At 62.5% G+C, this 21,685-nt stretch carries 21 protein-coding genes and 1 other RNA gene; 7 read left to right on the top strand and 15 right to left on the bottom strand.

The genetic code is table 11. The annotated features are described in order from the left end of the window. Positions 1–19 precede the first annotated feature (19 nt). Positions 20–262, top strand: a complete 243-nt coding sequence (locus tag A8B82_RS06775) for a hypothetical protein (protein WP_067289965.1) — start codon at positions 20–22, stop codon at positions 260–262. A 74-nt stretch (positions 263–336) separates the two neighbouring features. On the opposite strand, the gene A8B82_RS06770 is transcribed toward A8B82_RS06775, so the two are convergent. Continuing rightward, positions 337–1,083 carry a YebC/PmpR family DNA-binding transcriptional regulator gene (locus A8B82_RS06770; RefSeq protein WP_067289962.1) on the bottom strand — a complete coding sequence of 249 codons (747 nt, stop codon included), beginning with the start codon at positions 1,081–1,083 and terminating at the stop codon, positions 337–339. 251 nt (positions 1,084–1,334) lie between these two features. Here A8B82_RS06770 and A8B82_RS06765 point away from each other — a divergent pair, with 251 nt between their 5' ends. Further along, on the top strand, positions 1,335–3,107 hold the full coding sequence (locus A8B82_RS06765; protein WP_067289960.1) for an SLC13 family permease: 1,773 nt from the start codon (positions 1,335–1,337) through the stop codon (positions 3,105–3,107). A 94-nt stretch (positions 3,108–3,201) separates the two neighbouring features. On the opposite strand, the gene A8B82_RS06760 is transcribed toward A8B82_RS06765, so the two are convergent. Next, on the bottom strand, positions 3,202–4,584 hold the full coding sequence (locus A8B82_RS06760) for a hypothetical protein (protein ID WP_067289958.1): 1,383 nt from the start codon (positions 4,582–4,584) through the stop codon (positions 3,202–3,204). 334 nt (positions 4,585–4,918) lie between these two features. On the opposite strand from A8B82_RS06760, the gene A8B82_RS06755 reads away from it, so the two are divergent. Next, the gene (locus A8B82_RS06755; protein ID WP_067289956.1) at positions 4,919–5,953 is read left to right on the top strand and encodes a hypothetical protein; all 1,035 of its coding nucleotides are present in this window, start codon (positions 4,919–4,921) and stop codon (positions 5,951–5,953) included. A gap of 15 nt (positions 5,954–5,968) precedes the next feature. On the opposite strand, the gene A8B82_RS06750 is transcribed toward A8B82_RS06755, so the two are convergent. From A8B82_RS06750 to mgtE, 5 genes are all read right to left on the bottom strand, one after another. Then, positions 5,969–7,741, bottom strand: a complete 1,773-nt coding sequence (locus A8B82_RS06750; protein WP_138069698.1) for an SLC13 family permease — start codon at positions 7,739–7,741, stop codon at positions 5,969–5,971. A 119-nt stretch (positions 7,742–7,860) separates the two neighbouring features. After that, on the bottom strand, positions 7,861–8,673 hold the full coding sequence (locus A8B82_RS06745; RefSeq protein WP_067289950.1) for a TIGR00282 family metallophosphoesterase: 813 nt from the start codon (positions 8,671–8,673) through the stop codon (positions 7,861–7,863). A 58-nt stretch (positions 8,674–8,731) separates the two neighbouring features. Next, positions 8,732–9,922 carry a hypothetical protein gene (locus A8B82_RS06740; RefSeq protein WP_067289948.1) on the bottom strand — a complete coding sequence of 397 codons (1,191 nt, stop codon included), beginning with the start codon at positions 9,920–9,922 and terminating at the stop codon, positions 8,732–8,734. 239 nt (positions 9,923–10,161) lie between these two features. After that, positions 10,162–10,725 (bottom strand): 5-formyltetrahydrofolate cyclo-ligase, encoded by a 564-nt coding sequence (locus A8B82_RS06735; RefSeq protein WP_067289947.1) that lies wholly within the window; start codon positions 10,723–10,725, stop codon positions 10,162–10,164. Then, positions 10,722–12,125: a magnesium transporter gene (gene mgtE / locus A8B82_RS06730; protein WP_067289945.1), complete on the bottom strand. Its 1,404-nt coding sequence runs from the start codon at positions 12,123–12,125 to the stop codon at positions 10,722–10,724. Before mgtE ends, A8B82_RS06735 begins: the two co-directional genes overlap by 4 nt. 200 nt (positions 12,126–12,325) lie before the next feature. Between mgtE and guaD the strand changes: the two genes are divergently transcribed. Continuing rightward, a complete protein-coding gene (gene guaD / locus A8B82_RS06725; protein ID WP_067289943.1) occupies positions 12,326–13,630 on the top strand; it encodes a guanine deaminase in 1,305 nt (434 codons plus the stop codon). A gap of 116 nt (positions 13,631–13,746) precedes the next feature. On the opposite strand, the gene A8B82_RS06720 is transcribed toward guaD, so the two are convergent. The 4 genes from A8B82_RS06720 to A8B82_RS06705 all read right to left on the bottom strand — a co-directional run bounded on the left by A8B82_RS06720 (position 13,747) and on the right by A8B82_RS06705 (position 17,602). After that, positions 13,747–15,087: an 8-oxoguanine deaminase gene (locus A8B82_RS06720; RefSeq protein ID WP_067289941.1), complete on the bottom strand. Its 1,341-nt coding sequence runs from the start codon at positions 15,085–15,087 to the stop codon at positions 13,747–13,749. Between the two features lie 114 nt (positions 15,088–15,201). After that, positions 15,202–16,002, bottom strand: coding sequence for a histidinol-phosphatase (gene hisN, locus A8B82_RS06715; protein WP_067289939.1), 801 nt, complete (start codon positions 16,000–16,002; stop codon positions 15,202–15,204). 62 nt (positions 16,003–16,064) lie between these two features. Then, positions 16,065–16,439 carry a helix-turn-helix domain-containing protein gene (locus A8B82_RS06710; protein ID WP_067289936.1) on the bottom strand — a complete coding sequence of 125 codons (375 nt, stop codon included), beginning with the start codon at positions 16,437–16,439 and terminating at the stop codon, positions 16,065–16,067. 287 nt (positions 16,440–16,726) lie between these two features. Beyond that, positions 16,727–17,602, bottom strand: coding sequence for a LysR family transcriptional regulator (locus A8B82_RS06705; protein ID WP_067289935.1), 876 nt, complete (start codon positions 17,600–17,602; stop codon positions 16,727–16,729). Between the two features lie 122 nt (positions 17,603–17,724). Between A8B82_RS06705 and A8B82_RS06700 the strand changes: the two genes are divergently transcribed. The 3 genes from A8B82_RS06700 (at position 17,725) to A8B82_RS06690 (ending at position 19,246) form a co-directional block, all read left to right on the top strand. After that, entirely contained in the window at positions 17,725–17,955 is a 231-nt protein-coding gene (locus A8B82_RS06700; protein ID WP_067289932.1) for a DUF1127 domain-containing protein, read from the top strand. 137 nt (positions 17,956–18,092) lie between these two features. Further along, the gene (locus A8B82_RS06695) at positions 18,093–18,869 is read left to right on the top strand and encodes a Bax inhibitor-1/YccA family protein (protein ID WP_067289930.1); all 777 of its coding nucleotides are present in this window, start codon (positions 18,093–18,095) and stop codon (positions 18,867–18,869) included. 68 nt (positions 18,870–18,937) lie between these two features. Continuing rightward, positions 18,938–19,246, top strand: coding sequence for a DUF1272 domain-containing protein (locus A8B82_RS06690; protein ID WP_067289928.1), 309 nt, complete (start codon positions 18,938–18,940; stop codon positions 19,244–19,246). 9 nt (positions 19,247–19,255) lie between these two features. Here A8B82_RS06690 and A8B82_RS24160 read toward each other — a convergent pair whose 3' ends face one another. The 4 genes from A8B82_RS24160 to rnpB all read right to left on the bottom strand — a co-directional run bounded on the left by A8B82_RS24160 (position 19,256) and on the right by rnpB (position 21,679). Beyond that, positions 19,256–19,402, bottom strand: coding sequence for a hypothetical protein (locus A8B82_RS24160; RefSeq protein WP_161489428.1), 147 nt, complete (start codon positions 19,400–19,402; stop codon positions 19,256–19,258). Between the two features lie 90 nt (positions 19,403–19,492). Continuing rightward, a complete protein-coding gene (locus tag A8B82_RS06685; RefSeq protein WP_067289926.1) occupies positions 19,493–20,602 on the bottom strand; it encodes a Hint domain-containing protein in 1,110 nt (369 codons plus the stop codon). A 296-nt stretch (positions 20,603–20,898) separates the two neighbouring features. Further along, entirely contained in the window at positions 20,899–21,066 is a 168-nt protein-coding gene (rpmG, locus tag A8B82_RS06680; protein ID WP_067289923.1) for a 50S ribosomal protein L33, read from the bottom strand. A gap of 189 nt (positions 21,067–21,255) precedes the next feature. Next, an RNA gene (gene rnpB, locus A8B82_RS06675) (RNase P RNA component class A) lies at positions 21,256–21,679 on the bottom strand. Positions 21,680–21,685 lie beyond the last annotated feature (6 nt).

Genomic DNA, 21,685 nt, shown 5'->3' with positions numbered 1-21,685 from the left:
CAGGACCAAAGGATACGCCATGCTGGATAATCAACAAAAAATAGCAGTCAGCGCCGAGCAGCTGGAAGTGATCGAATCTGCACTGCACACGCAGTCCAAAATCCTGAATGTTCAGGCCGAAGCAGGCGGAAATGCCGCCCGGCAGCGGTTGAACGAGGTCAAGGGCCTGCTGGCACAGCTGTCTCAGCAAAAGCCTGCTGCGACGTCAAAACGCTGCACGCGCGGCGCGCTTGGCTGGCTGAAGGCCCGCAGCCTCGGGTAAGCGGCCAACAGTTCTCCAAAGCTAAAAAACCGCTCCTCACAGAGCGGTTTTTTTACGTCGATCCTGTCTGGATTTCAGCCGTTCAGCGCTTCCATGACCTCATCGGAGGCCTCGAAGTTCGTGGTGACCCGCTGCACGTCGTCGTCGTCTTCCAGCGCGTCCACCAGCTTCATCAGCTTTTCCATGTTCTCCAGGTCCATCTCGGTGGTGGTGGTCGGACGCCAGACCAGCTTGGTCGATTCAGACTCGCCCAGTTCCGCTTCCAGCGCGGTTGCCACATCGTTCAGGTCCGTATCCGCACACCAGACGGTATGCCCCTCCTCCGAGCTTTCCACATCTTCCGCCCCGGCCTCGATCGCGGCCATCATGACGGTATCGGCATCCCCGACAGACGCGGGATAGGTCACCGCGCCCTTGCGGTCGAACATGAAGCCGACAGAGCCGGTCTCTCCCAGGTTGCCGCCGTTCTTGGTGAAGGTGGAGCGCACGTTGGACGCCGTCCGGTTGCGGTTGTCGGTCATCGCCTCGACAATCACCGCCACGCCATTCGGGCCATAACCCTCATAGCGGATCTCTTCGTAATCCTCGCCATCCTGCGCCGTCGATTTCTTGATCGCGCGGTCGATCACGTCCTTGGGGACGGAAACCGCCTTGGCCTCCTTGACCGCCAGCCGCAGGCGCGGGTTCTTGTCGGGGTCGGGATCGCCCATCTTGGCCGCAACCGTGATTTCCTTGGACATCTTGGAAAACACCTTGGCGCGCACCGAATCCTGCCGGTTCTTGCGGTGCTGAATGTTTGCCCATTTGGAATGGCCTGCCATGGAAACCTCTTGTTCAGTGAAAGCTGGTGTCGCGCCTCTATAAATGAGCGCATTGGTCCAAACAAGCCACAGCGCCCTTTCACGCAACCTTTCCGGGCCGGCGCAGTTGCCTGCGTCCCGCACCCCGCCGGGCGACCCGATGCAACCGTGACAAAAGGCAATCATATCAACCCCATCTACGTATCGCGCAGGTCAACGGACCACGGCAATGTTCGCTTTCCCCCCTGATCCATCCAAGTTACACCTGTGTCATGAGCACAGATCAGATCATTCTCTTCACCCTCTTCGGCGCGGTTTTCGGGCTGCTGCTCTGGGGCAGGTTCCGCTATGACCTTGTGGCGTTTGCCGCCCTGATGGCAGGGGTCGTGCTGGGGGTGGTGCCCAGCAAAGACGCCTTTGACGGCTTTGGCCACCCGGCCACGCTGGTGGTGGCGCTGGTGCTGGTGGTCTCTGCCGGGCTGGTGCGGTCGGGCGCGGTGTTTCTGATCACGCGCACGCTGGTGGATGCCTCGCGCAGCCTGGGCGCGCATATCACGCTGATGGGGGCCATCGGCGGGGTGCTGTCGGCCTTCATGAACAATGTCGCGGCCCTGGCCCTGCTGATGCCGGTGGACATTCAGACCGCGCGCAAGGCGGGCCGGCAGCCGGGTCTCAGCCTGATGCCACTGAGCTTTGCCACCATTCTGGGCGGCATGGCCACGCTGATCGGCACGCCGCCCAACATCATCATCGCCAGCATCAGGCAGGAGTCACTGGGTGCCCCCTTCAAGATGTTCGACTTTGCCCCGGTCGGCGGGATCGCGGCGATTGCCGGACTGATCTTTGTCGCGCTGATCGGTTGGCGGCTGATCCCCACCCGCGAGGATGCGACGCTGGATGCCGAGGACATTTCGCAATACATCGCCGAACTGACCCTCCCCGAAGACAACAAGCAGATCGGCAAGCGGCTGTCTGAACTGTTCGAAACGGCAGAGAAATCCGATGTCGCGATCCTTGGCCTGATCCGCGATGGCAAGCGCCGCTATGGCCAGTCGCGCAATGTCACGCTGATGGCGGGCGATGCTCTGGTGCTGGAGGCGACGCCGGACGCACTGGACGAATTCCGCACCACGCTGGACCTCGCACTGGCCGACGAAAGCCGCGAGGAACGGCTGAAGGCAGGCGGCGAAGGCGTCGAAGTCATCGAAGTTGTGGTGCCGGAGAACTCCCGCCTGACCGGGCGCACGGCGCAGGCGGTGGGTCTGGCCTGGCGGCAACGCACGATCCTGCTGGGCATATCGCGCAAGGGGCGCAAAATCACCTCGTCACTGCGCAGCACCGAAATTCAGCCAGGCGATATCCTGTTGCTGCTGGTCCCGCGCGAAACCGCGGCCCATGTCACCGACTGGCTGGGGGTCCTGCCGCTGGCGGACCGGGGGCTGACCGTCACGGACAACGCCAAGGTCTGGCTGGCCATCGGGTTGTTCGGCGGGGCGGTGGCGGCGGCCAGCATCGGGCTGATCTACCTGCCCATCGCGCTGGGGCTGGTGGTGGTGGCCTATGTGCTGACCCGGATTGTCCCATTGGCAGAGCTCTACACCCATATCGAATGGCCTGTTGTCGTGCTGCTGGGGTCGATGATCCCGCTGGGCGCGGCGCTGGAAACCTCCGGCGGGACCGAATTGATCGCGGGCGCGCTGGTGGGGCTGACCGAAGGCCTTGCCCCCTGGATCGTGCTGACCGTGCTGATGGTGGTCACGATGTCGCTGTCGGATGTGCTGAACAACACCGCCACCACCATTGTGGCGGCACCTGTGGGCATCCAGATGGCCCAGTCGCTGAATGTGTCGCCCGATCCCTTCCTGATGGCCGTGGCCGTTGCGGCATCCTCCGCTTTCCTGACGCCCATCGGTCACAAGAACAACACGCTGATCCTTGGCCCCGGCGGCTATTCCTTTGGGGATTACTGGCGTATGGGGCTGCCGCTGGAGATCATCGTGGTCACCGTTTCGATCCCCGCGATCCTGTTCTTCTGGCCGCTCTGACCCCCGGCACCCGGCGTCAAATCCAACCTGACTGCTGCAACGCAAAAGGCGCGCGGTTTCCCGCGCGCCTCTGGTTTGGACGAGTGATGGAAGGTCAGACCTCCATCAGGTCCTCTTCTTCTTCGAGATCCTCGATCTCTTCTTCTTCGTCCAGTTCGACCGTCATCAGGCCCATCACGTCCGCAACCGTGATTTCGCTGTCATCGGCCCCATCGGCAGGGTCAAAGTCAGGATCGTCGCTTGCGCTGACGCCCAGCACTTCGCCATCTGCGGTGTCGGAGTTGACCACCAGGCGCATGCCCGACAGGTCGATGTCGTCAAAGTTGACGGGGCCATCGTCCGACCACAGGGTAAAGTTGGTCTGGGTGACCGTACCCTCCGTGCTGTCCGCAACCTGACCGAACTGCAACCCGACGTCATAGGGCTGTTCCACACCGGCACCGTTGGGCAGGGTGGTAACGCTGTCGGCCGCTGCCTGCACATCGGTCAGCTCATAGCCCGGCGCGTTTTCATCCGGGAAGAAGTTCAATGAACTGAGTTCGCTGTCATCCGTCAGGTTGAAGAACAGACCGTCGATGTCCAGCGGTTCGCCTTCAAAGTTGGCCTGGCTGATGCTGACAAACAATTGTCCCTGAAGGTCCTGCGTGACCGAGATGTCGATCTCGCCCTCATCGCCCATTGTATAGTGATGGGTGACCTTGCCGTCATCAGGCTCTTCTGTCGGTGTCTCCGGTTCTTCCGTACCCTTGGTTCCGCAGGACCCTTTGCCGGTGCCATCAGAGCCTTTGCCAGTGCCGTCGGACCCTTTGCCGGTGCCGTCGGACCCTTTGCCAGTGCCGTCAGACCCTTTGCCCGTGCCGTCAGAGCCCTTGCCGGTGCCATCGGAACCTTTGCCGGTGCCGTCGGAACCCCAGGGCCAACCTTTGCCGGAACCATCCGATCCCTTGCCGGTGCCGTCAGAGCCTTTGCCAGTGCCGTCAGAGCCTTTGCCGGTGCCATCCTGGTGATCGAACCACTTCCCGAATTTACCGCCAAAATGCGACTTGTCGAAATGGTCCGACAGGTGGTTGTCGTACCAATTGGAGAATTTCGAACCTTCGACGCCGCCGTTGTGGTAGGAATCGCCACCGCAGGCCTCGCCGCCCGACCCTTTGCCGGTGCCACCAGACGCCTTGCCGGTGCCATCGGAGCCTTTGCCCATGCCATCGGACGCTTTGCCTGTGCCATCGGACCCTTTGCCGCTGCCGTCAGACCCCTTGCCGGTCCCATCGGACCCTTTGCCGCTGCCATTGAACCAGTCAAAGCCCTTGCCAGAGCCATCAGACCCCTTGCCGGTGCCGTCAGAACCCTTGCCGGTGCCATCGGAACCGTGGCCCCAGGTGTTGCCAAAGAACTTGTTCGTATGGTTGTTGGAATTCCACGACGCCTTTACCGGCGTCTTTCCCCACGAGCCAAAGCTCGAAAATCTGAATGTCATGTCCGCTTCCTTTTCAAATACGAATGGCCAACGCTCAAGGGCGTGCCGGAAAGGTCCGGCGCGCGACGGGTTTCCTGATCGTCAGGCGATGGCCATATTTACCCCGGCGGGCCTGAATCGAACAAACCTTTTGACGATTTTTGCCTTATTTATAAGGTTTTGGAGCCTATTTTAGAAACAGTTGAGAGGCATCTTCCAACATTGTTTTAGGAACCCGGCCAATGGGCCGTGACCATCCCCGAATCATCTGCATCCCGGCCCGAGAAAGGCCATATTGTCGTCAAGAAGCTGGGCTAACCGCTGCGGCAACGCGCAGACACACAGGGAATGCCCCATGACCGAAGACGGCAAGACATCCACCCGACAGCATATTGTCAGCACCGCCGAGACCTTCTTTGGCCGCCCGGTCGAGGATGTGACGGCGCCGGGCGGTGAAAGCCGATCCAGCTTTCGGCTGCGGATCGGCGGGCGCAGCGTGATTGCCACCCTGCGCCCCAACTTTCGCCGCACCCACCTTGAGGCGCATGTCCTGCAATCGCTGAACGAACATTGCGACGACCTGCCGGTCTGCCTCGGTGTCGTTGGCGAGGTGATGTTCCAGTCCGACGTCGGCGCGCGCCGGCTGAACACGCTGATCCCCACGGTCAGCAGCGACCGCCGGCTCGACCTTGCCGCAGAGGCGGTCGCGGCCCTGTTCCGCATTCACGCCGCAGCCCGCAAGACCGACCTGCACAAGATCATGCCGCATCTGGGCGCGACGGATTCTTGGGTCGAGAACTTCATCGGCGGGATTGACCAGTTGGATGGGCTGACCGGCGGCATCTCCGACAGCTTTGACCGCAACGCCGCCTGCGCTGCGGTTGCGATCACCGGGCACCAGTTCGTCAAATGGGACTGCCGGTCAGGCAATGCCGCCCTGGGCGATGACGACCGCCTGCGCTGGTTCGATTTCGAATATGCCGGGATGCGCCACGGCGCCGAGGATTTTGCCTGGCTGATCGGAGACGAAGCCTGGCCCATCGCACCGGACCAGATGGTCGATGTGATGATCGACAGCTTTGACACCTCCTGCGGCATCCCGCTGGACGACTACATGCATTACCTGGCGATCTACACGACGTTCCATGCCATCCAGCGGCTGAACCTCGTCACCCGCGAGGCCAGCAAACGCGGCTGGGCCAGCAAGCATCACATCCGCAAATACGACGACGCGGGCCGCAACCCCGCCTTTGCCGTGCATATTGCCGAGGTCGGGGCCTATTTCTCTGATCAGACCACCCTGACCGCCCCGCTGACCCGGAACTTTATCACCGCGCGCGACGGCTTTGCCGAGATCCTGGCCGAGCGGGTCGAAAAGCGCAGCGCCTGACGCCGGTGCGCCCGCTCAGAAGAAGAACGGGATCGCCAGGCTTGCCACGACCGACATCAGCAGGTTGAGCGGAACACCGATGCGCAGGAAGTCGGTAAAGCGATAGCCGCCGGGGCCATAGACCAGCGTGTTGGTCTGATACCCGATCGGCGTGGCAAAGGCGCAGGATGCCGCGATCATCACCGCCACCACCAGCGGGCGCGGGTCCATCCCCAGCGCAGTGGCCAGCGAAATCGCAATTGGCGTCATGATCACCGCCACCGCGTTGTTTGACACCACCTCGGTCAGGATCGTGGTCAGCAGGAATACCGCAAAGAGCACGGCACCGGGCGGCAGGGTTCCCAGTGTCGGCGCGATGCCATCCACCAGCAGCGCAATCGCACCGGAGTTCTGCAAACCGGCGCCCACCGCAAGCATGGCGAAAATCAGCGCAAGCAGCCGCCCGTCGATAAAGGAAAACGCCTCTTCCGCGTCGATGCACCCGGTGACAAGCACCAGCGCCACCGCGATCACCGCCAGCAGCAGAATCGGGGCGACGTTCAGCGCCGCCAGCACCACGATCCCGATCAACGCGCCAATTGCGATGGGCGCATGGCCGCGTCGGAAGGCCCGTGCAGAGGGTTGGCTGACATCTACCAGCTCCATATCCGCGGCCAGACGCTGGATGTCCTCCGGCGCGCCTTCCAGCAGCAGGGTATCGCCCACCTTGACGATCAGATCGTCCAGCTGGCGGCCGATGTTCTGGTTCCGCCGGTGTACGGCCAACGGATAAACCCCATAGCGGCGGCGCAGGCGCATCGACCCCAGCGAGCGCCCGATCATCCGGCAGCCCGGCGTGATCAGCACTTCCACCGTGCGGGTCTCTACCGCCGAAAGCTGGTCAACACGTTTGAGTTCCTTGTTGTTCTGAAGGCTCAGCAGTTCCGTCATCTCGGTGCGCAGCACAACCCGGTCACCCACCTGCAGTTCAACCCCCTGCAACGCGCGGCGCAGCGACTGGTCGCCCCGGATCACGTCGATCAGGCGCACGCCTTCACGCTTGAACAGGTTCACGTCCAGAACTTCGCGTCCGATCAGGTTGCTTTCGGGCGGGATCACCGCCTCGGTAAAGAACTTCATCCTGGACCGGTCGCTGAGCATGGTTGCCATGCTGTCGCGATCTGGCAGCAGCTTGCGCCCCAGCAGGCCCATGTAGATCAGCCCGGTAAAGCAGACCACCAAGCCGATCGGCAGAATCTCGAAGATGCCAAAGGGTTCAAGCCCCTGCGACCGCGCCACACCGTCCACCAGCAGGTTTGTCGATGTCCCGATCAGGGTCAGCGACCCGCCCATGATCGCCGCATAGCTGAGCGGGATAAGCAGCTTCGAGGCCTTGGTGCCCAGGGTCTTGCTGAGCTGCACGACAACCGGGATCATCACCACCACCACAGGGGTGTTGTTCATGATCGCGGATGCCCCCATCACCGACAGGATCACCCCGATCACCGCCGTCTTGGGATGGCTGCGGGCATAGCGTTCAGCGGTCTGCGTCAGCACATCCAGTGCCCCGGTGCGCACCAGCGCCCCCATCACGATGAACATCGCGGCAATGGTCCAGGGCGCGGAGTTGGACAGCACCGCCTGCGCGTCCTGGTAGGGCAAGACACCGATGGCCAGCAGGGTTGCGGCACCGGCGATGGCGACAACCTCCGTCGGGAAGGATTCGCGCAGGAAAAGCACGAACATGATCACAACGACGGCAAGCGTAAGAACCGCGCTTTCGGTTTGGGAAAAACTCAGGAAGTTCAGCAAGGCGTTTCAACTTCTTTATGGGTCAGCGGACACATTGGTCCATAGCGCTGCGCGCTGCAAGCAGCACCCGCACTACAGGTCACCGCCGGAGCCTGAAAACAGCATGCAACAGGGCGTCAGGGCGTGCTTTCCTGCAACACGCCGCCCGTGCGCACGGGAACAACGCGGGTCGCCCGCCCGCTGCGGTCGTCGGTCTCAAGATAGACACCCGACAGGCTGGCCTCGCCATTGGCGGGGGTGAAGCGTTCCTTTGGCATTCCGGTGATGAAACGGCGCAGGGGTTCCGCCTTTTCCATGCCGATGACGGAATGATAGTCGCCGCACATGCCCGCATCGGTCAGATAACCCGTGCCGCCGGGCAGGATCATCGCATCCGCTGTCGGCACATGGGTATGGGTGCCCACCACCAGCGAGGCCCGCCCGTCGCACCAATGGCCCATCGCCATCTTTTCCGAGGTCGCCTCGCAATGCATGTCCACGATGATCGCCTGCGCCAGCCCGCCCAGCGGATGCGTCTTCAACACCGGCTCCAGCGCCGAGAACGGATCGTCATAGGGACGTTTCATAAAGACCTGGCCCAGCGCCTGCGTCACCAGAACCTTCTTGCCGTTCTGCGCCGTGAACAGCCGCGCGCCCTTGCCCGGCGCGGATTTCGAAAAGTTCAGCGGTCGGATGATACGTGGCTCCTGCTCGATAAAGCTGAGCATGTCCTTCTGATCAAAGGCATGATCGCCCAGCGTCAGGCAATCCGCCCCCGCCTCCAGCAGGGTCTTGGCATGTGGCGCAGACAACCCCATGCCGGAGGTCGCGTTTTCGCCGTTCACCACAATGAAGTCGAGCTTCCATTCGGTCCGAAGGCGGGCAAGGTTATCAGTGATGGCACGGCGCCCCGCGCGGCCCATCACATCGCCGAGAAAGAGTATTTTCATGTGCTCAGCGATAGGCCGCCGCGCGGTTGAGGGCAAGAGGGGCCAGACCGCAGGGTGTCTAAACTTCGACAGCCTGCCCAAAGACGGCAACCGCGAAAGCCAGCACGGCCAGCGCCGCAAACCCCGCAGCCCTGAGCCTGCGGCCCTGCTGCTGCGCTGCCAAAGCCGCGATGGCCGATTGCAGCGCGTAATAGACCGCAAAGGCGCGTGAGGCATAGCTGATGATCTGGAACACATCCGTCACCCATGTCAGCCCCAGCCCCACCACGGTCAGGATCACATATCCCATGCGCGGACGGATGCGCTGGCCCGACAGTTCCGCCATCAAGCCACCCGACCCGCTGGTATCGGCAACTGCTGCGCTGAACTGCGCGGCCAGTGCCGCGGCAACCAGCAACAGCGGCAAGATCGGCGTGATGACCCCCATCATGTCGACAATCGCGGTCTCGCTGAATTGCAGGTCTTCGCGGGCAAAAGCATAGCTGATCAGCACGATGTAGGTCATGTAGATCACCGCCGAGAGCCATTGCGCCCATTTCATCGACCGCACCCGCGTCTCCGGATCATAGGTGGCACCCAGATAGCGCGAGGTTTCGAACCCCTGCACCGTCACAATCAGCCCGAAGCCCAGCGTCAGCGCCGCCCAGCCGGATATCTGCGGACCGAGAAACACCAGCGCTCCCTGCCCGGACTTTTCAACAAAGAAGAACCCCAGCCCGACCAGCAACCCCATGATGATCGCCAGTTTGACGCTGACCGAAAGATATTCCATCGCCTCAAGCGACTTGAACCCAAGGGTCCAGCCCACCCCTGCAATGACAAGGTAGATGGCGCTGGTCACGATCCGGGCAAAGATCACGTCATCAAAAGGCGTCAGGCTGACCGCAAAGGCCCCAAAGAGGTTGAGGTAATAAGCCACCGACACGATATAGGCAAAGCTGAGCGCCCATGACGACAGGGTCTCGATTCCCTGCGGCCAGGGCGTCGTTCCCGCCGCCATCGCGCGCATGTTGTACCGGATCGCACCGCCCAGAAGGTAACTGCCGACGCAAAGCGCCAGCATCACCGCAGGGGCATAAGCCCCGTATTGATTGTCCAGGATCGGCCCCAGCACCAGAAACCCGCTGCCAATAATGGAGGCCAGCGGCGTCGTCATCGCCCGCCAGGTGGCTGATGCCCGCAAGCCCGGCCACCACAGGACAACCCCGAAGATCGCAACAGCGGCGAGGATGGCGAGATTCAGGATCATATCGCGGGCTCATTCACCAGGGGATAGTGCAGCGTCGGCGGCCGAGGCTGTTGGGCTGAGGTAGAACGACGGGCTTGGCGTTGCAAGTCTGCCCTATCCAGGAACAGCCTGCCGTACCGTTTGGCGGTGCCTGGCCCCACAAACACACACGCCCGATGCAGGTCGGACGAGGCCCTGCGGCTCATCACGCCGCGCGAGCCAGCCGTTGGGATCAGCCGCCGGTTCCGCGCCGTTCGGGTTCAATCCGCAACCTCGATCACCCCGGCCTCAGTCACAATCAGGTCCAGCGGCTGGTCCGTCGGCTCCAACGGCAGGTCATCCACTTCCTGCCCCGCAAAGGCAAAGCCGATGGCCAGCGTCGGACGCTTGGCCCGCAGCATCTCAAGCGTGCGGTCATAAAAGCCGCCGCCATAGCCCAGACGCCCGCCCCTGCGGTTGAAGGCCAGCAGCGGCACAATCAGGATTTCCGGTTCGAAATAATCCGGCTCTGCCGGGATCAGCGCACCAAAGACCCCCGGCACCATCTCGGCCCCCGGTTGCCAGCGCGCGAACTTCAGTGGCGTTCCCGCCGCCTGGATCACCGGCACGCCGACCGGCCCATGCGCGGCTGCTTCCGCCATCGCCGGTGTCGGGTCAATCTCCGTGCGGATCGGCATGAACCCCGACAAGGGCACGCCGCGATATCCCGCCAGCACCTCGCTGAGGTATCCCGCCTGCGCGGCAGTCGCGGCATCGAAAAGCGGCTTGCGCCGGGCAAAGGCCGCCCTGCGCGCTGCCGTCTTGATCGCCGCCAGATCGGTCACAGCAGCACCGCCGCCGCCAGCCCAAGAAAGGCGAAAAACCCGACAACATCCGTCACCGTCGTCACAAAGGCCCCCGATGCCAGCGCCGGGTCCACCCCGACCTTCTCCAGCAGGATCGGGATGCCCGTGCCCGCCAGCCCCGCGATCACCATGTTGACCACCATCGCCGTGGCAATCACATAGCCCAGCGCGGGCGAGCCGAACCAGACGATGCCGACAACTGCCATGACGGCGGCAAAGATCAACCCGTTGACCAACCCCACCAGACATTCACGCCGGATCACCCGCCAGACGTTCGAGCGCGTCAAATCCTTGGTCGCGATGGCCCGAACTGCGACCGTCAGGCTTTGCGTACCTGCATTGCCCCCCATGGAGGCCACGATCGGCATCAGCACCGCCAGCGCCACGATCTGGGCAATCGCCGCCTCGAACTGTGCAATCACCATGGAGGCCGCAATCGCGGTCACCAGATTGACCGCCAGCCAGGGCAGACGCTGCTTTGTCGTCTCGACCACCCGGTCACTCAGCGACCCTTCGCCGACACCGGCCAGGCGCAGGATGTCCTCCTCGTGCTCCTCGTCCAATACCGCCATCGCGTCGTCGATGGTAATCACCCCGATCAGCCGACCCTCGTCATCCACCACCGGAGCCGAGATCAGGTGATACTGGTTGAAGGCATAGGCCACCTCGCCTTCGTCGCGCATTGCCGGGATCACCTGAAAAGTCTCTTCCAGCAGGTCGGTCAAGGGCGTGACCCGCTTTGAACGCATCAACTTGCCCAGCGTGATATTGCCCACCGGATGCAGGCGCGGATCCACCATGATGATGTGATAGAACTGGTCCGGCAGGTCGTCCTCCGGCGTGTTGCGCAAATGGTCAATCGCCTCACCCACGGTCCAGTGCTCGGGGGCCATCACCACCTCGCGCTGCATCAACCGGCCTGCGGAATATTCCGGATAGCTGAGCGATTGCTGGACTGCCGCGCGGTCCGTATCTTCCAGCGCGCCGAGGATCACCTCCTGCTGGGCATCCTCCATGTCCTCGATCAGATCGACCACATCGTCACTGTCGAGGTCACGGACCGCCTGGGTCAGGACCTGCGGCGTCAGCACCGCGATCACATCCTCGCGGATGCTCTCGTCCAGCTCCGACAGGATGTCCCCGTCGAATTCCATCCCATAAAGCCGGATCAACCGGCTCCGGTCAAAGGCGTTGATCTGCTCCAGAAGGTCAGCGATGTCAGCCGCGTGCAGCGGCTCCATCAGCTCGATCAGCTTCTCGCGGTCGTCGATATCGACCGCATAGAGAACAGCAGCAACCTTCTTGGGTTCCAGCGCGTAATCCTCGCGCTCTGCCTCCTCTTCGGGGGCGTCTTGTTCCAATTCGACCTGATCAGACATCGCGGTGACTCCCCTTGTTTTGCGCGACCATATGCAAGCCGCACATGGGACACAATGCTTGGCCGTTGTGCCGCGCGCGCCGCGCGCCTGGTGTTTCGGGGTATAGCTGAATCACTTGTTCGCTGCCTCTCCCTCCGGTCGAACGCGAAAAGTGATCTGCGGTGTTTCAAACCTATCCCGAAACGCTGTAATGTGCCGACATGACAAGCAAAACGCTCCTGATCGGCCCCACGTTACGCTATGGCGGCGACCCTTTCCGGGCCCCCTGGCAGGAGGCCGTCCAGATCGACACCCAAGGGGCGGTCCTGCTGCAGGACGGCCATATCGAAACGCTCGGCAACCGCGCGGCGCTGACCGCCGCCCACCCCGAGGCGAAACCTGTCAGCTATGGCGACAACCACCTGATCTGCCCCGGCTTTGTCGATGCCCATGTCCATTACCCGCAGACCGCCATCATCGCCTCCTGGGGAAAGCGGCTGATCGACTGGCTGAACGATTACACCTTCCCCGAGGAAATGCGCCTCTCCGATCCCGCCTATGCCGCCCGGATCGCGGCAGACTACCTCGATCTGACCCTGGCCCATGGCACCACCACCGTGGCCAGCTATTGCACCATCCACCCGCACAGCACCGACGCACTGTTCGAGGCTGCGGCGACACGGGGCCAGCGCATTGTCGCGGGCAAGACCTGCATGGACCGCAACGCGCCCGACGGGCTGCGCGATACCGCGCAATCGGCCTATGACGACAGCAAGGCCCTGATCGATCGCTGGCATGGAAAGGGACGCGCAATCTACGCCATCACGCCGCGGTTTTCCCCCACCTCGACGCCAGAGCAACTGGCCGCCCTTGGCGCGCTCTGGCGCGCATACCCCGATTGCCTGATGCAGACCCACCTCAGCGAGCAGACCGACGAAATCAAATGGGTGCATGACCTGCACCCCCAGGCCCGCGATTATCTGGACACCTATGAAACCCAGGGGCTGATCGGCGAGCGCGCGGTCTTCGGCCATGCCATCCACCTCAAGACGCGCGAAATCGACCGGATCGCAGACTCCGGCGCGGCGCTGGTCCACTGCCCGACATCGAATACCTTCATCGGATCGGGGCTGTTCGACATGGCGGGCCTCACCAGCCGCGCCATCCCCGTGGGCCTCGCCACCGATACCGGCGGCGGCTCCTCCTTCTCGATGCTGCGCACCATGGCTGCGGCCTATGAGATCGGCCAGCTGCGCGGCACGCCCCTGCACGCGGCGCAGCTGATCTGGCTGGCCACGGCCGGCTCTGCCCGCAGCCTGCACCTGCAGGACCGGATCGGAAGCCTCCAGGCAGGCAATGAGGCCGACCTTACCGTGCTCGACCTTGCCTCCACCCCGGCCATCGCCCAGCGCGCGGCCAATGCCGGTGACATCTGGGAAAGCCTCTTCGCCACGATCATGATGGGCGACGACCGCGCCATTGCCGACGTCTGGGTGGCCGGTCGCCAGTGGCGCAAACCCAACTGAGCTTCATTGTTCCCCAAATACACGCCAAAGCACGCCGCCCGCGCCGCGGCTGAAATCCGGGGCTCAGGCCCGCAAAGCGCACCAATAATCGTGTGCGGCGCAGCCGCGCCGCCGGGTCACATTGCCTCCCGCAACCCCTGCGCCAGCGCGTTCTGCCGGGCAATCGCGGCGCCCAGATCAAACCGCGTCATTTGCCCGTCCCGCACCACCGCGCGCCCCTCCACCAACAGGTCCCGCACAGTTGTCGGCCCCGCAAGCAGCAAGGCGGCCGGGTCCCAGCTGCCCGCCGCCTCGATCCCGCTGACGTCCCAGATCGCCACATCCGCGCGTTTGCCCACCGCCAGCCGCCCACATTCCGGGCGGCCCAGCACATCGGCCCCGCCCCGTGTCGCAATCTCCAGCGCCTCGCGCGCCGACATCGCATCGGCCCCCTTGATCACCCTTTGCAACAACATGCATTGACGGGCCTCGGCCACAAGGTTGCCCACATCGTTGCTGGCCGATCCGTCCACCCCCAGCCCGACCCGCACCCCCGCATCTCGCATCGCGCGCACCGGAGCCACCCCCGATCCCAACCGGCAGTTGGAACAGGGGCAATGGGCCACGCCTGTCCCCGTCTCGGCGAAAAGCGCGATTTCGCGCGCGTCCAGCTTCACGCAATGGGCATGCCAGACGTCCGGCCCGACCCAGCCCAGATCCTGCGCATATTGCCCCGGCCGGCAGCCGAACATTTCCTGCGAATAGGCAATATCCTCCTCGTTCTCCGCCAGATGGGTGTGCAGCATCACCCCCTTGTCGCGCGCCAGAAGTGCGGTCTGCTTCATCAGATCCAGGCTGACGGAAAACGGAGAACAGGGGGCAAGCCCGACCCGGCACATCGACGCTTCGGACGGGTCGTGGAAGGCATCGACCACCCGGATACAATCCTCCAGGATCGCCGTTTCCTCCTCAACCAGCGTATCGGGGGGCAGACCGCCCGCAGTTTCGCCAATGCTCATCGCGCCCCGCGTCGGCTGAAACCGCAGGCCAACCGCGCGCGCGGCTTCGATAGTGTCCTCCAGCCGCGACCCATTGGGATAAAGATAGAGGTGATCGGCGCTCAGCGTGCAGCCCGACAACGCCAGTTCTGCCAGACCAACCTGGGCAGAGGTGAACATGTGATCCGGCGTGAACCGCGCCCAGATCGGATACAGCGTCTTCAGCCAGCCGAACAGCAGCGCATCCTGCGCCCCCGGCACCGCCCGCGTCAGGGTCTGGAACAGATGGTGGTGCGTGTTCACCAGGCCCGGCGTCACCACGCAGCCCGCCGCCTCGATAATCTCACCATCACTGTGCAGACCGGCGCCGATCTCGGCAATTGCACCATCCCGCAGGCGCAGGTCGGCACCGCAAAGCTCGCGGCGCGTATCATCCATTGTCAGAATATGGTCGGCATTGCGGATCAGGATTTCGGGCATGGCGTATGGTTCTCCACGCCCGTCTCAGAGTACAATCGCCTGCCGGTGGAAAACGGGCCCAGAACCGACCCCCACCCGATAGCAGGTGCCAGCACGCGGGGTCAAGAATCCTGCTCAGAAGGCCTGCAGGATCGCCAGTGCCTGAGCATGGATTTCCGGATTTGCCGCCGCAACCGCGCGGCCCCCGTCATGGACCGGACCGCCGCGCCAGTCGGTGACGATCCCGCCTGCCGCCTGCACAACGGCAATCGGTGCCTGGATATCATAGGCGGCCAGCCCGGCCTCGATCACCAGATCGACCTGCCCCGCAGCCAGCAAGGCATAGGCATAGCAATCCATCCCATAGCGCGTCAGCCGGGCTTGCGACGCCACCGCGTTGAACCCCGCGCGGTCCGTCTCTTCGCCCACTTCGGGAAAGGTCGTGAAAACGATCGCCTGCGCCAGATCCCGCGCCGCGCGGGTGGCCAGCACCTGCGGCCCCGAGGGCCCCGTCATCGCGGCCCCGTCCGGCGCGCCCTCGAATCTCTCGCCGATATAGGGCTGGTCAATGATGCCGTAAAACGGGCCCCGCGCATCACTGACCGCGATCAGCACACCCCAGGTCGGCGTCCCGCTGATAAAGCCCCGGGTGCCGTCGATCGGGTCCAGCACCCAGGTCAACCCGGATTTGCCCGGCTGCACCCCGTATTCCTCGCCCAGGATGCCATCGTCGGGCCGTTCCCGCGCCAGGATCTCACGCATGGCGCGTTCGGCGGCCTTGTCTGCCACCGTCACCGGATCATACCCCGCATCGAGCTTGTTCTCCGCGACCAGTGTGATGCCGCGAAAATGGGGCAGGATGACAGCGCGCGCCGCATCTGCCAGCAGATGCGCAACGCGCCGCACATCGGGATCGAATGAATTGTTCGTTGTCATACCGCGTCAGTGCCAGCTTGTGCCCGCCCGCGCAAGCCTTCGGTCGCGGCACAGTTGGCCGTTCAGGCGACGTCGCTCAAGACGCGGGCAAGATCGAATAGACGACGCCGCTGGTGTGGCGGAATGGCATAGTAGGAACGGATCAGATCCATCGCTTCCTTGTCTCCCAACAAATCCTGCGGAACGTCACATTGCGGTGTGGACCCGGAGGCTTCCGCTTGTTCGAGGCCATCGAAAAAATAGGCCACCGGAACCTCCAGTGCGTCGGCGATGTCCCACAACCGCGATGCGCTGACGCGGTTCGCGCCGGTCTCGTACTTCTGGATTTGCTGAAACTTGATCCCAACCATCGCTGCCAGCTTCTGCTGGGTCATCCCCGCCAGCCAGCGCCGCTGACGAATTTGTTTGCCGACGTGCACGTCTACTTTATGTGCCATGCAGATTAGATCCTAACTTACTCACTTGATAACATGAAGACATACGCTTCCCGATTACAGCGACGGTCGCGCTTTTTCGGGCATTCCGAACGTGGTTCCCGCCAAACATCTTACGAAATCTTCCTTCCTCGGCAAAGATATTCACCACATTATTGCCAAACATGCAGTTAACAGCATGAAAACGAGAGAAAAAAATAATTCAATGATGATCTTTTCGACACAATTTCCGGTTTCACAAGGCATTACGTAACGTAAAGCTGGCTTGAACCGGCCGATCCGCATGAAGTTCAGGCTGCATAGGACCGTTTGCTCTGCCCGTGGCTGAATGCGCTGCGCAAAAGCGATACCAGCGTCTGGTGTGACTCCGATCTGTTCTGATCCGCGCCGTAGAGGTTGATGTGCTGCTTCGGCAGTTCCGGCAACGCCCCGCCATGGTCCACCTGCTCCAGGTGGGGCGGCTGGGTGCCGTCGATCATGGCGTGGATCGCCAGATCGGCGCTGACCGCGGCCTCGACCGCACGATCACTCTCCGTATCCACGGCCATCTGCCAGACAATCTGTGCCGCATCCAGCGCCCCCACAACGCTGGGGCGGAACGTGCAGAACCGGCAGAAGGCCAGACGCAGGGGTCTTTGCCGCCATGCCGCCCCGCCCGGTGCGCCGATCCATTCCAGGCTCTTGGTCACCAGGGTCTCTCCGCCCCTGTCGATGCCGGTCTCGGTGGTCAGGATCAGATCACATTCGCCTTTGGCAAACTGGGTCTTGAGCGTTCTTGTATGCGAGGCTTCAAGCTGTACGCGCACCCGCGGAAAATCGGCATGAAACTGTTTCAGGACCTGCGGCACCATCGGGTAGACGATGTCGTGGGGCACGCCCAGCGTGATCTCTCCCTCGTATGTATGATCCGTCAACCGTTCGATGACCTCATCGTTCAGCGCCACCATGCGGCGGGCATAGACCAGCAGTTGCTCACCTGACGCGGTCAGGGCAATGGTCCGGCCGCTCCGGTCCAGCAGGGACAGACCCAGCATTTCCTCCAGCCGCTTGAGCTGCATGGAGACTGCAGATTGCGTCAGGTGCAGAAAGCCCGCCGCGCGGGTCACCCCGCCACTGTCGGCCACCGCCATGAACGACCGCAGCGTCGTGATGTCCAGATTTCTCATATATCACCAACCTTGATGCATTACCAAACAAACAATCGTTTTCATCATATCCCAAGCACCCCTAGATATCAAGCATCCCGATGAAACCCAGAATTTCATCACAAATTTCGAAGGATAATGGAATGGCACAGCTTTTCGACAGCGCCTCGGGCCGGGGCCGCGCAATCAAGACCCGGCGCAGTTCACTTTGGGCAGGATTCCTGCGCCTCAGGGCCATTGCCCGCAGCAGGCGGCGCTTGGGCCAACTTGACAACCACCTGCTGCAAGACATCGGCGTGAACCGCACCGAAGCCCAGAAGGAGGCGCGGCGGCCACCATGGGATGTTCCCGCACATTGGCTGTCTGGTCGATAGGCGCTTCAGTGGCCTGGAAAAGACCGCTCCGCGCGCGCTATTACCACTTGAAAATCAAGGCCGCAGTCCCGATATTCACCGGGATACCGTCCGCATCCCGCGTGGTAAGCAACACTTAGCCAATTGGAGGTCCATTCATGGCCGACGTGAATACAATCCGGACAGGTGCCGGAACCCGCGCCGCCGCAATCGACGAGGGGCTGCGCGCCCATATGAACAAGGTCTACGGCACGATGTCCGTGGGCATGCTGATCACCTTTGCCGCCGCATGGGCGATTTCGGGCCTGGCGGTCACCACCGACCCCTCCGGCGCGGCCGCACAGATCGGGACTGACAAATACCTGACCGACATCGGCTATGCGCTTTATGCCTCGCCGCTGAAATGGGTTGTGATGTTCGCGCCGCTGGCCTTTGTCTTTGGCTTCAGCGCGATGATCAACAAGATGTCCGCCGCAACCGCGCAGACTGTATTCTATGCTTTCGCTGCCGTGATGGGCATTTCGATCAGCTCGATCTTTCTGGTCTTCACCGGCTATTCCATCGCGCAGGTGTTCCTGATCACCGCCATCGCCTTTGCCGGGCTGTCGCTCTGGGGATACACCACCAAGAAGGATATTTCCGGTTGGGGCAGCTTCCTGATCATGGGTGTGATTGGCCTGATCGTGGCCTCCATCGTGAACATCTTCCTCGCCTCTTCGGCGCTGATGTTCGCGATCTCCGCCATCGGCGTCCTGATCTTTGCCGGTCTGACCGCCTATGACACCCAGAAGATCAAGACCGAGTATCTGGCACATGCACACCACGGTGACAGCGAATGGCTGGGCAAGGCCGCCATCATGGGCGCGCTGAACCTCTATCTGGACTTCATCAACATGTTCATGATGCTGCTGTCCTTGTTCGGCAACCGCGAATAAACATTGCGTCTGTGACGTGACATGGGCCAATCCTGCAAGGGATTGGCCCTTTTTCGTTGGAGCGACCGATGCTGGAAATCAGACCCAATTGCGAAATGTGCGATCGCGACCTGCCGCCGGATGCAACAGAGGCGCGCATTTGCAGCTATGAATGCACCTTCTGCGCGGACTGCGTTGACAACGTGCTGCACAATGTCTGCCCGAACTGTGCAGGTGGTTTTGTGCCGCGCCCGATCCGGCCACGACAGGCCCGGCGACCGGGTGTCAGCCTGACCGACCAGCCGCCCGGCACAAAGCGGCGCAGCCTGAAACACAGGCTGGAAGACATCACAGCCTTTGTCGCCGCGACACGGGGCATTCCGCCCGAAGACAGGTAAAGGGCGCGTTCAGAAGGGCTCGTAGCCGATGCTGGTAAAGCCCACACTGTTGGAATAGGTGCCGCCAAAGACCGGCGCAGGCTGTGGGCCTCCGAGCTTTCCGGTGCAGGCAGTGAGCAGACCCACAAGGGTCAGGGCAGCGATCATCTTGGACATCTGGTGTTCCTTGGCAGCTTGGGACACACCGACTATTGCCGTTTGACCGATCCTGCGCAAGGGTGGCTTCCCTCCGCACCCGGCCCCGGATCAGGACCTGGGTTGCACTGCATCCTCCCTGACCCGCCATTGCCCCGGCTGCAACAGCGCCTCATCCGCCAGCGGCATGTTGTTTTTCCTGTGGCGATAGGCCAGTTGACGCGCGCGCCGCCCGGAGGCCATGGGGCGGCAGGCGGGCACATCGCTTTCCGGCTGGATGACCTCTGGCAGGATCGCGGACAGCTCCGCCCTGTCAGCCTCCGACAACGTCCGAAGCGCCTGCGGACCGGTGTAAAGGCTCTCGCAGGGGGCACCATTTGCCCAAAGGATGTCATGCCGGTCCAGCAGCAGATGATAGTATGTCACGGCTCCGGCCTCCTCCACCGGGGCGACACCTTCCAGGGCTACCAATTGCTTGGCCGCGACCAGAACCTCCGGCGCGCCGAACATGCGCAACGCGATCTTCGACCGGACAAGGATGCTGTGCTGAGGCGATACCAGCAGATCCCGCTGCGGGCAGCCGGGGCCCAATGTTCCGGCGGCGATCTGAACCGGCCGAAGCCTGGGGCATTCCCTGAGCAGCCGCGCGGGCAGCCGTTTGGCCCCGATCCAGCGGATTTTCTGCAATCCGCAATCCAATGTCAGAACCCGGTCACCCACCTGAAGGTGCTCCACCGGTGTTTGTTGCCCATCTTCGGTTTCAATCAGCGTTCCAGCGGTAAAACACACCACCTCGATATCATTATCGGTGGTGGAGATGATCGCCGCATCGCTGCCCCCCACCGATTGTATCGCCCCGGTCGTGAGCGCCTGGACGTTCATGTCACCAAAGCTGTCATTCGGGATTGCAAAGTACCGGACATCGCCGCCATTCGACAGGGTCAGGAAAACGAAGCTCAGGTTGCTTTCGCTGCCCGGCCCGAAACTATCGGATGACCCATCACCGAGCAGGATCGCCCCCGTGCTGTCGGGTTCCTCGATCAGGTCGATGGTGTAATTGACCCCGCCAATGTTGACCACGTCACCCTCGTCGAACTCGCCATCGTCGAGTTCGCCCGAGGTCATGTTGTCGACGACACCAAGCAGATTGCCGTTTTCAAGGGAATAGGTCGTGCCAGACGAAATGTCAGTCAGTTCGAGAAGATCATGAATTGCCGCCACAACTGCCGTCCCCGTCCGTACCGCGCCTGCCGCGCGGGTCGTTGCAAAGTGGGCCAACCCAACTGCAGGATTGGGCACACCCGTCCCCGAATGGGCGATTTGGCGGCGTCACGACGAACTGCTGCCGTCCCGCTGCCTTTGGGACAGGCTTAGGGCGGCGATCTTTCAATGAGATTAACGGCGGCCATTACATCCGGCAGATGCCAGCCAGAGAAGGGGCTGCGGGGGAAACCCCACCCATGAAACGCAAAAAGCCGCGCGAAACGCGCGGCCTAGCATAGTCAGTCAGCTTGATCTTACTTGATCTTGCCTTCCTTGTAGTCGACGTGCTTGCGTGCAACGGGGTCGTACTTCTTGATGACCATCTTTTCGGTCATGGTGCGCGCGTTCTTCTTGGTGACATAGAAGTGGCCTGTGCCCGCGGACGAGTTCAGACGGATCTTGATCGTGGTTGGCTTTGCCATCTTGCTTCTCCTGCTGCCGACCGCACCGGGGGTCTGGCGTGAATTCTGAACCCCGGCTTTTACCCGGATGCGTCTCCGTGTCAACAGCAAAAGACGCAAGAAATCCAAACCGGGGGCCGCGTTGGCAAGGTGCCGGAAAATTCGAATTTTCCGGGCCGGATTTTTCGAAAAATCCGACACCGGCCGAAAACGCGCGGAAGGCCTGTAAGCCGGATTTTGTCACGGGGGAAATCCCCCGTGGATGACCATTCCTCTGACCCTGCGATTGCCCGCAGGGCTACAGCTGCCAACCCGGACCTGCTGGGGCAAAAGCGGCCCCGCCCCGGCCCGAAGGCCGGTGGCGCGCGGTCCCTATTTGGCATTGCTCCCGGTGGGGCTTGCCATGCCGCCCCTGTTGCCAGCGGCGCGGTGGGCCCTTACCCCACCTTTTCACCCTTACCCCGTCGTGGTTTCGGTTTCCCGACCTGCGGCGTGGCGGTATCATTTCTGTGGCGCTTTCCGTCGGGTTGCCCCGCCCGGGCATTACCCGGCACCGTCTCTTTTTGGAGTCCGGACTTTCCTCCCCGTGCATCCGCGCGAGCGGATGTCACGAAGCGGCCATCCAGCCTTCCGCGCGAGC

Source organism: Sulfitobacter sp. EhC04 (genome assembly GCF_001650875.1).
Lineage (GTDB): Bacteria > Pseudomonadota > Alphaproteobacteria > Rhodobacterales > Rhodobacteraceae > Sulfitobacter.
Note: the sequence above shows the minus strand (reverse complement) of the source record. Positions and strands in the feature narration are given on the sequence as shown.

Coding starts and splice junctions, on each gene's coding strand:
- A8B82_RS06770 (WP_067289962.1), bottom strand. CDS start 1,083: ATGGCAGGCCATTCCAAATGGGCAAACATTCAGCACCGCAAGAACCGG.
- A8B82_RS06720 (WP_067289941.1), bottom strand. CDS start 15,087: ATGCCCGAAATCCTGATCCGCAATGCCGACCATATTCTGACAATGGAT.
- A8B82_RS06705 (WP_067289935.1), bottom strand. CDS start 17,602: ATGAGAAATCTGGACATCACGACGCTGCGGTCGTTCATGGCGGTGGCC.
- rpmG (WP_067289923.1), bottom strand. CDS start 21,066: ATGGCAAAGCCAACCACGATCAAGATCCGTCTGAACTCGTCCGCGGGC.
- hisN (WP_067289939.1), bottom strand. CDS start 16,002: ATGACAACGAACAATTCATTCGATCCCGATGTGCGGCGCGTTGCGCAT.
- guaD (WP_067289943.1), top strand. CDS start 12,326: ATGACAAGCAAAACGCTCCTGATCGGCCCCACGTTACGCTATGGCGGC.
- A8B82_RS06690 (WP_067289928.1), top strand. CDS start 18,938: ATGCTGGAAATCAGACCCAATTGCGAAATGTGCGATCGCGACCTGCCG.
- A8B82_RS06765 (WP_067289960.1), top strand. CDS start 1,335: ATGAGCACAGATCAGATCATTCTCTTCACCCTCTTCGGCGCGGTTTTC.
- A8B82_RS24160 (WP_161489428.1), bottom strand. CDS start 19,402: ATGTCCAAGATGATCGCTGCCCTGACCCTTGTGGGTCTGCTCACTGCC.
- A8B82_RS06745 (WP_067289950.1), bottom strand. CDS start 8,673: ATGAAAATACTCTTTCTCGGCGATGTGATGGGCCGCGCGGGGCGCCGT.
- A8B82_RS06775 (WP_067289965.1), top strand. CDS start 20: ATGCTGGATAATCAACAAAAAATAGCAGTCAGCGCCGAGCAGCTGGAA.
- A8B82_RS06755 (WP_067289956.1), top strand. CDS start 4,919: ATGACCGAAGACGGCAAGACATCCACCCGACAGCATATTGTCAGCACC.
- A8B82_RS06700 (WP_067289932.1), top strand. CDS start 17,725: ATGGCACAGCTTTTCGACAGCGCCTCGGGCCGGGGCCGCGCAATCAAG.
- A8B82_RS06695 (WP_067289930.1), top strand. CDS start 18,093: ATGGCCGACGTGAATACAATCCGGACAGGTGCCGGAACCCGCGCCGCC.
- A8B82_RS06760 (WP_067289958.1), bottom strand. CDS start 4,584: ATGACATTCAGATTTTCGAGCTTTGGCTCGTGGGGAAAGACGCCGGTA.
- A8B82_RS06740 (WP_067289948.1), bottom strand. CDS start 9,922: ATGATCCTGAATCTCGCCATCCTCGCCGCTGTTGCGATCTTCGGGGTT.
- mgtE (WP_067289945.1), bottom strand. CDS start 12,125: ATGTCTGATCAGGTCGAATTGGAACAAGACGCCCCCGAAGAGGAGGCA.
- A8B82_RS06710 (WP_067289936.1), bottom strand. CDS start 16,439: ATGGCACATAAAGTAGACGTGCACGTCGGCAAACAAATTCGTCAGCGG.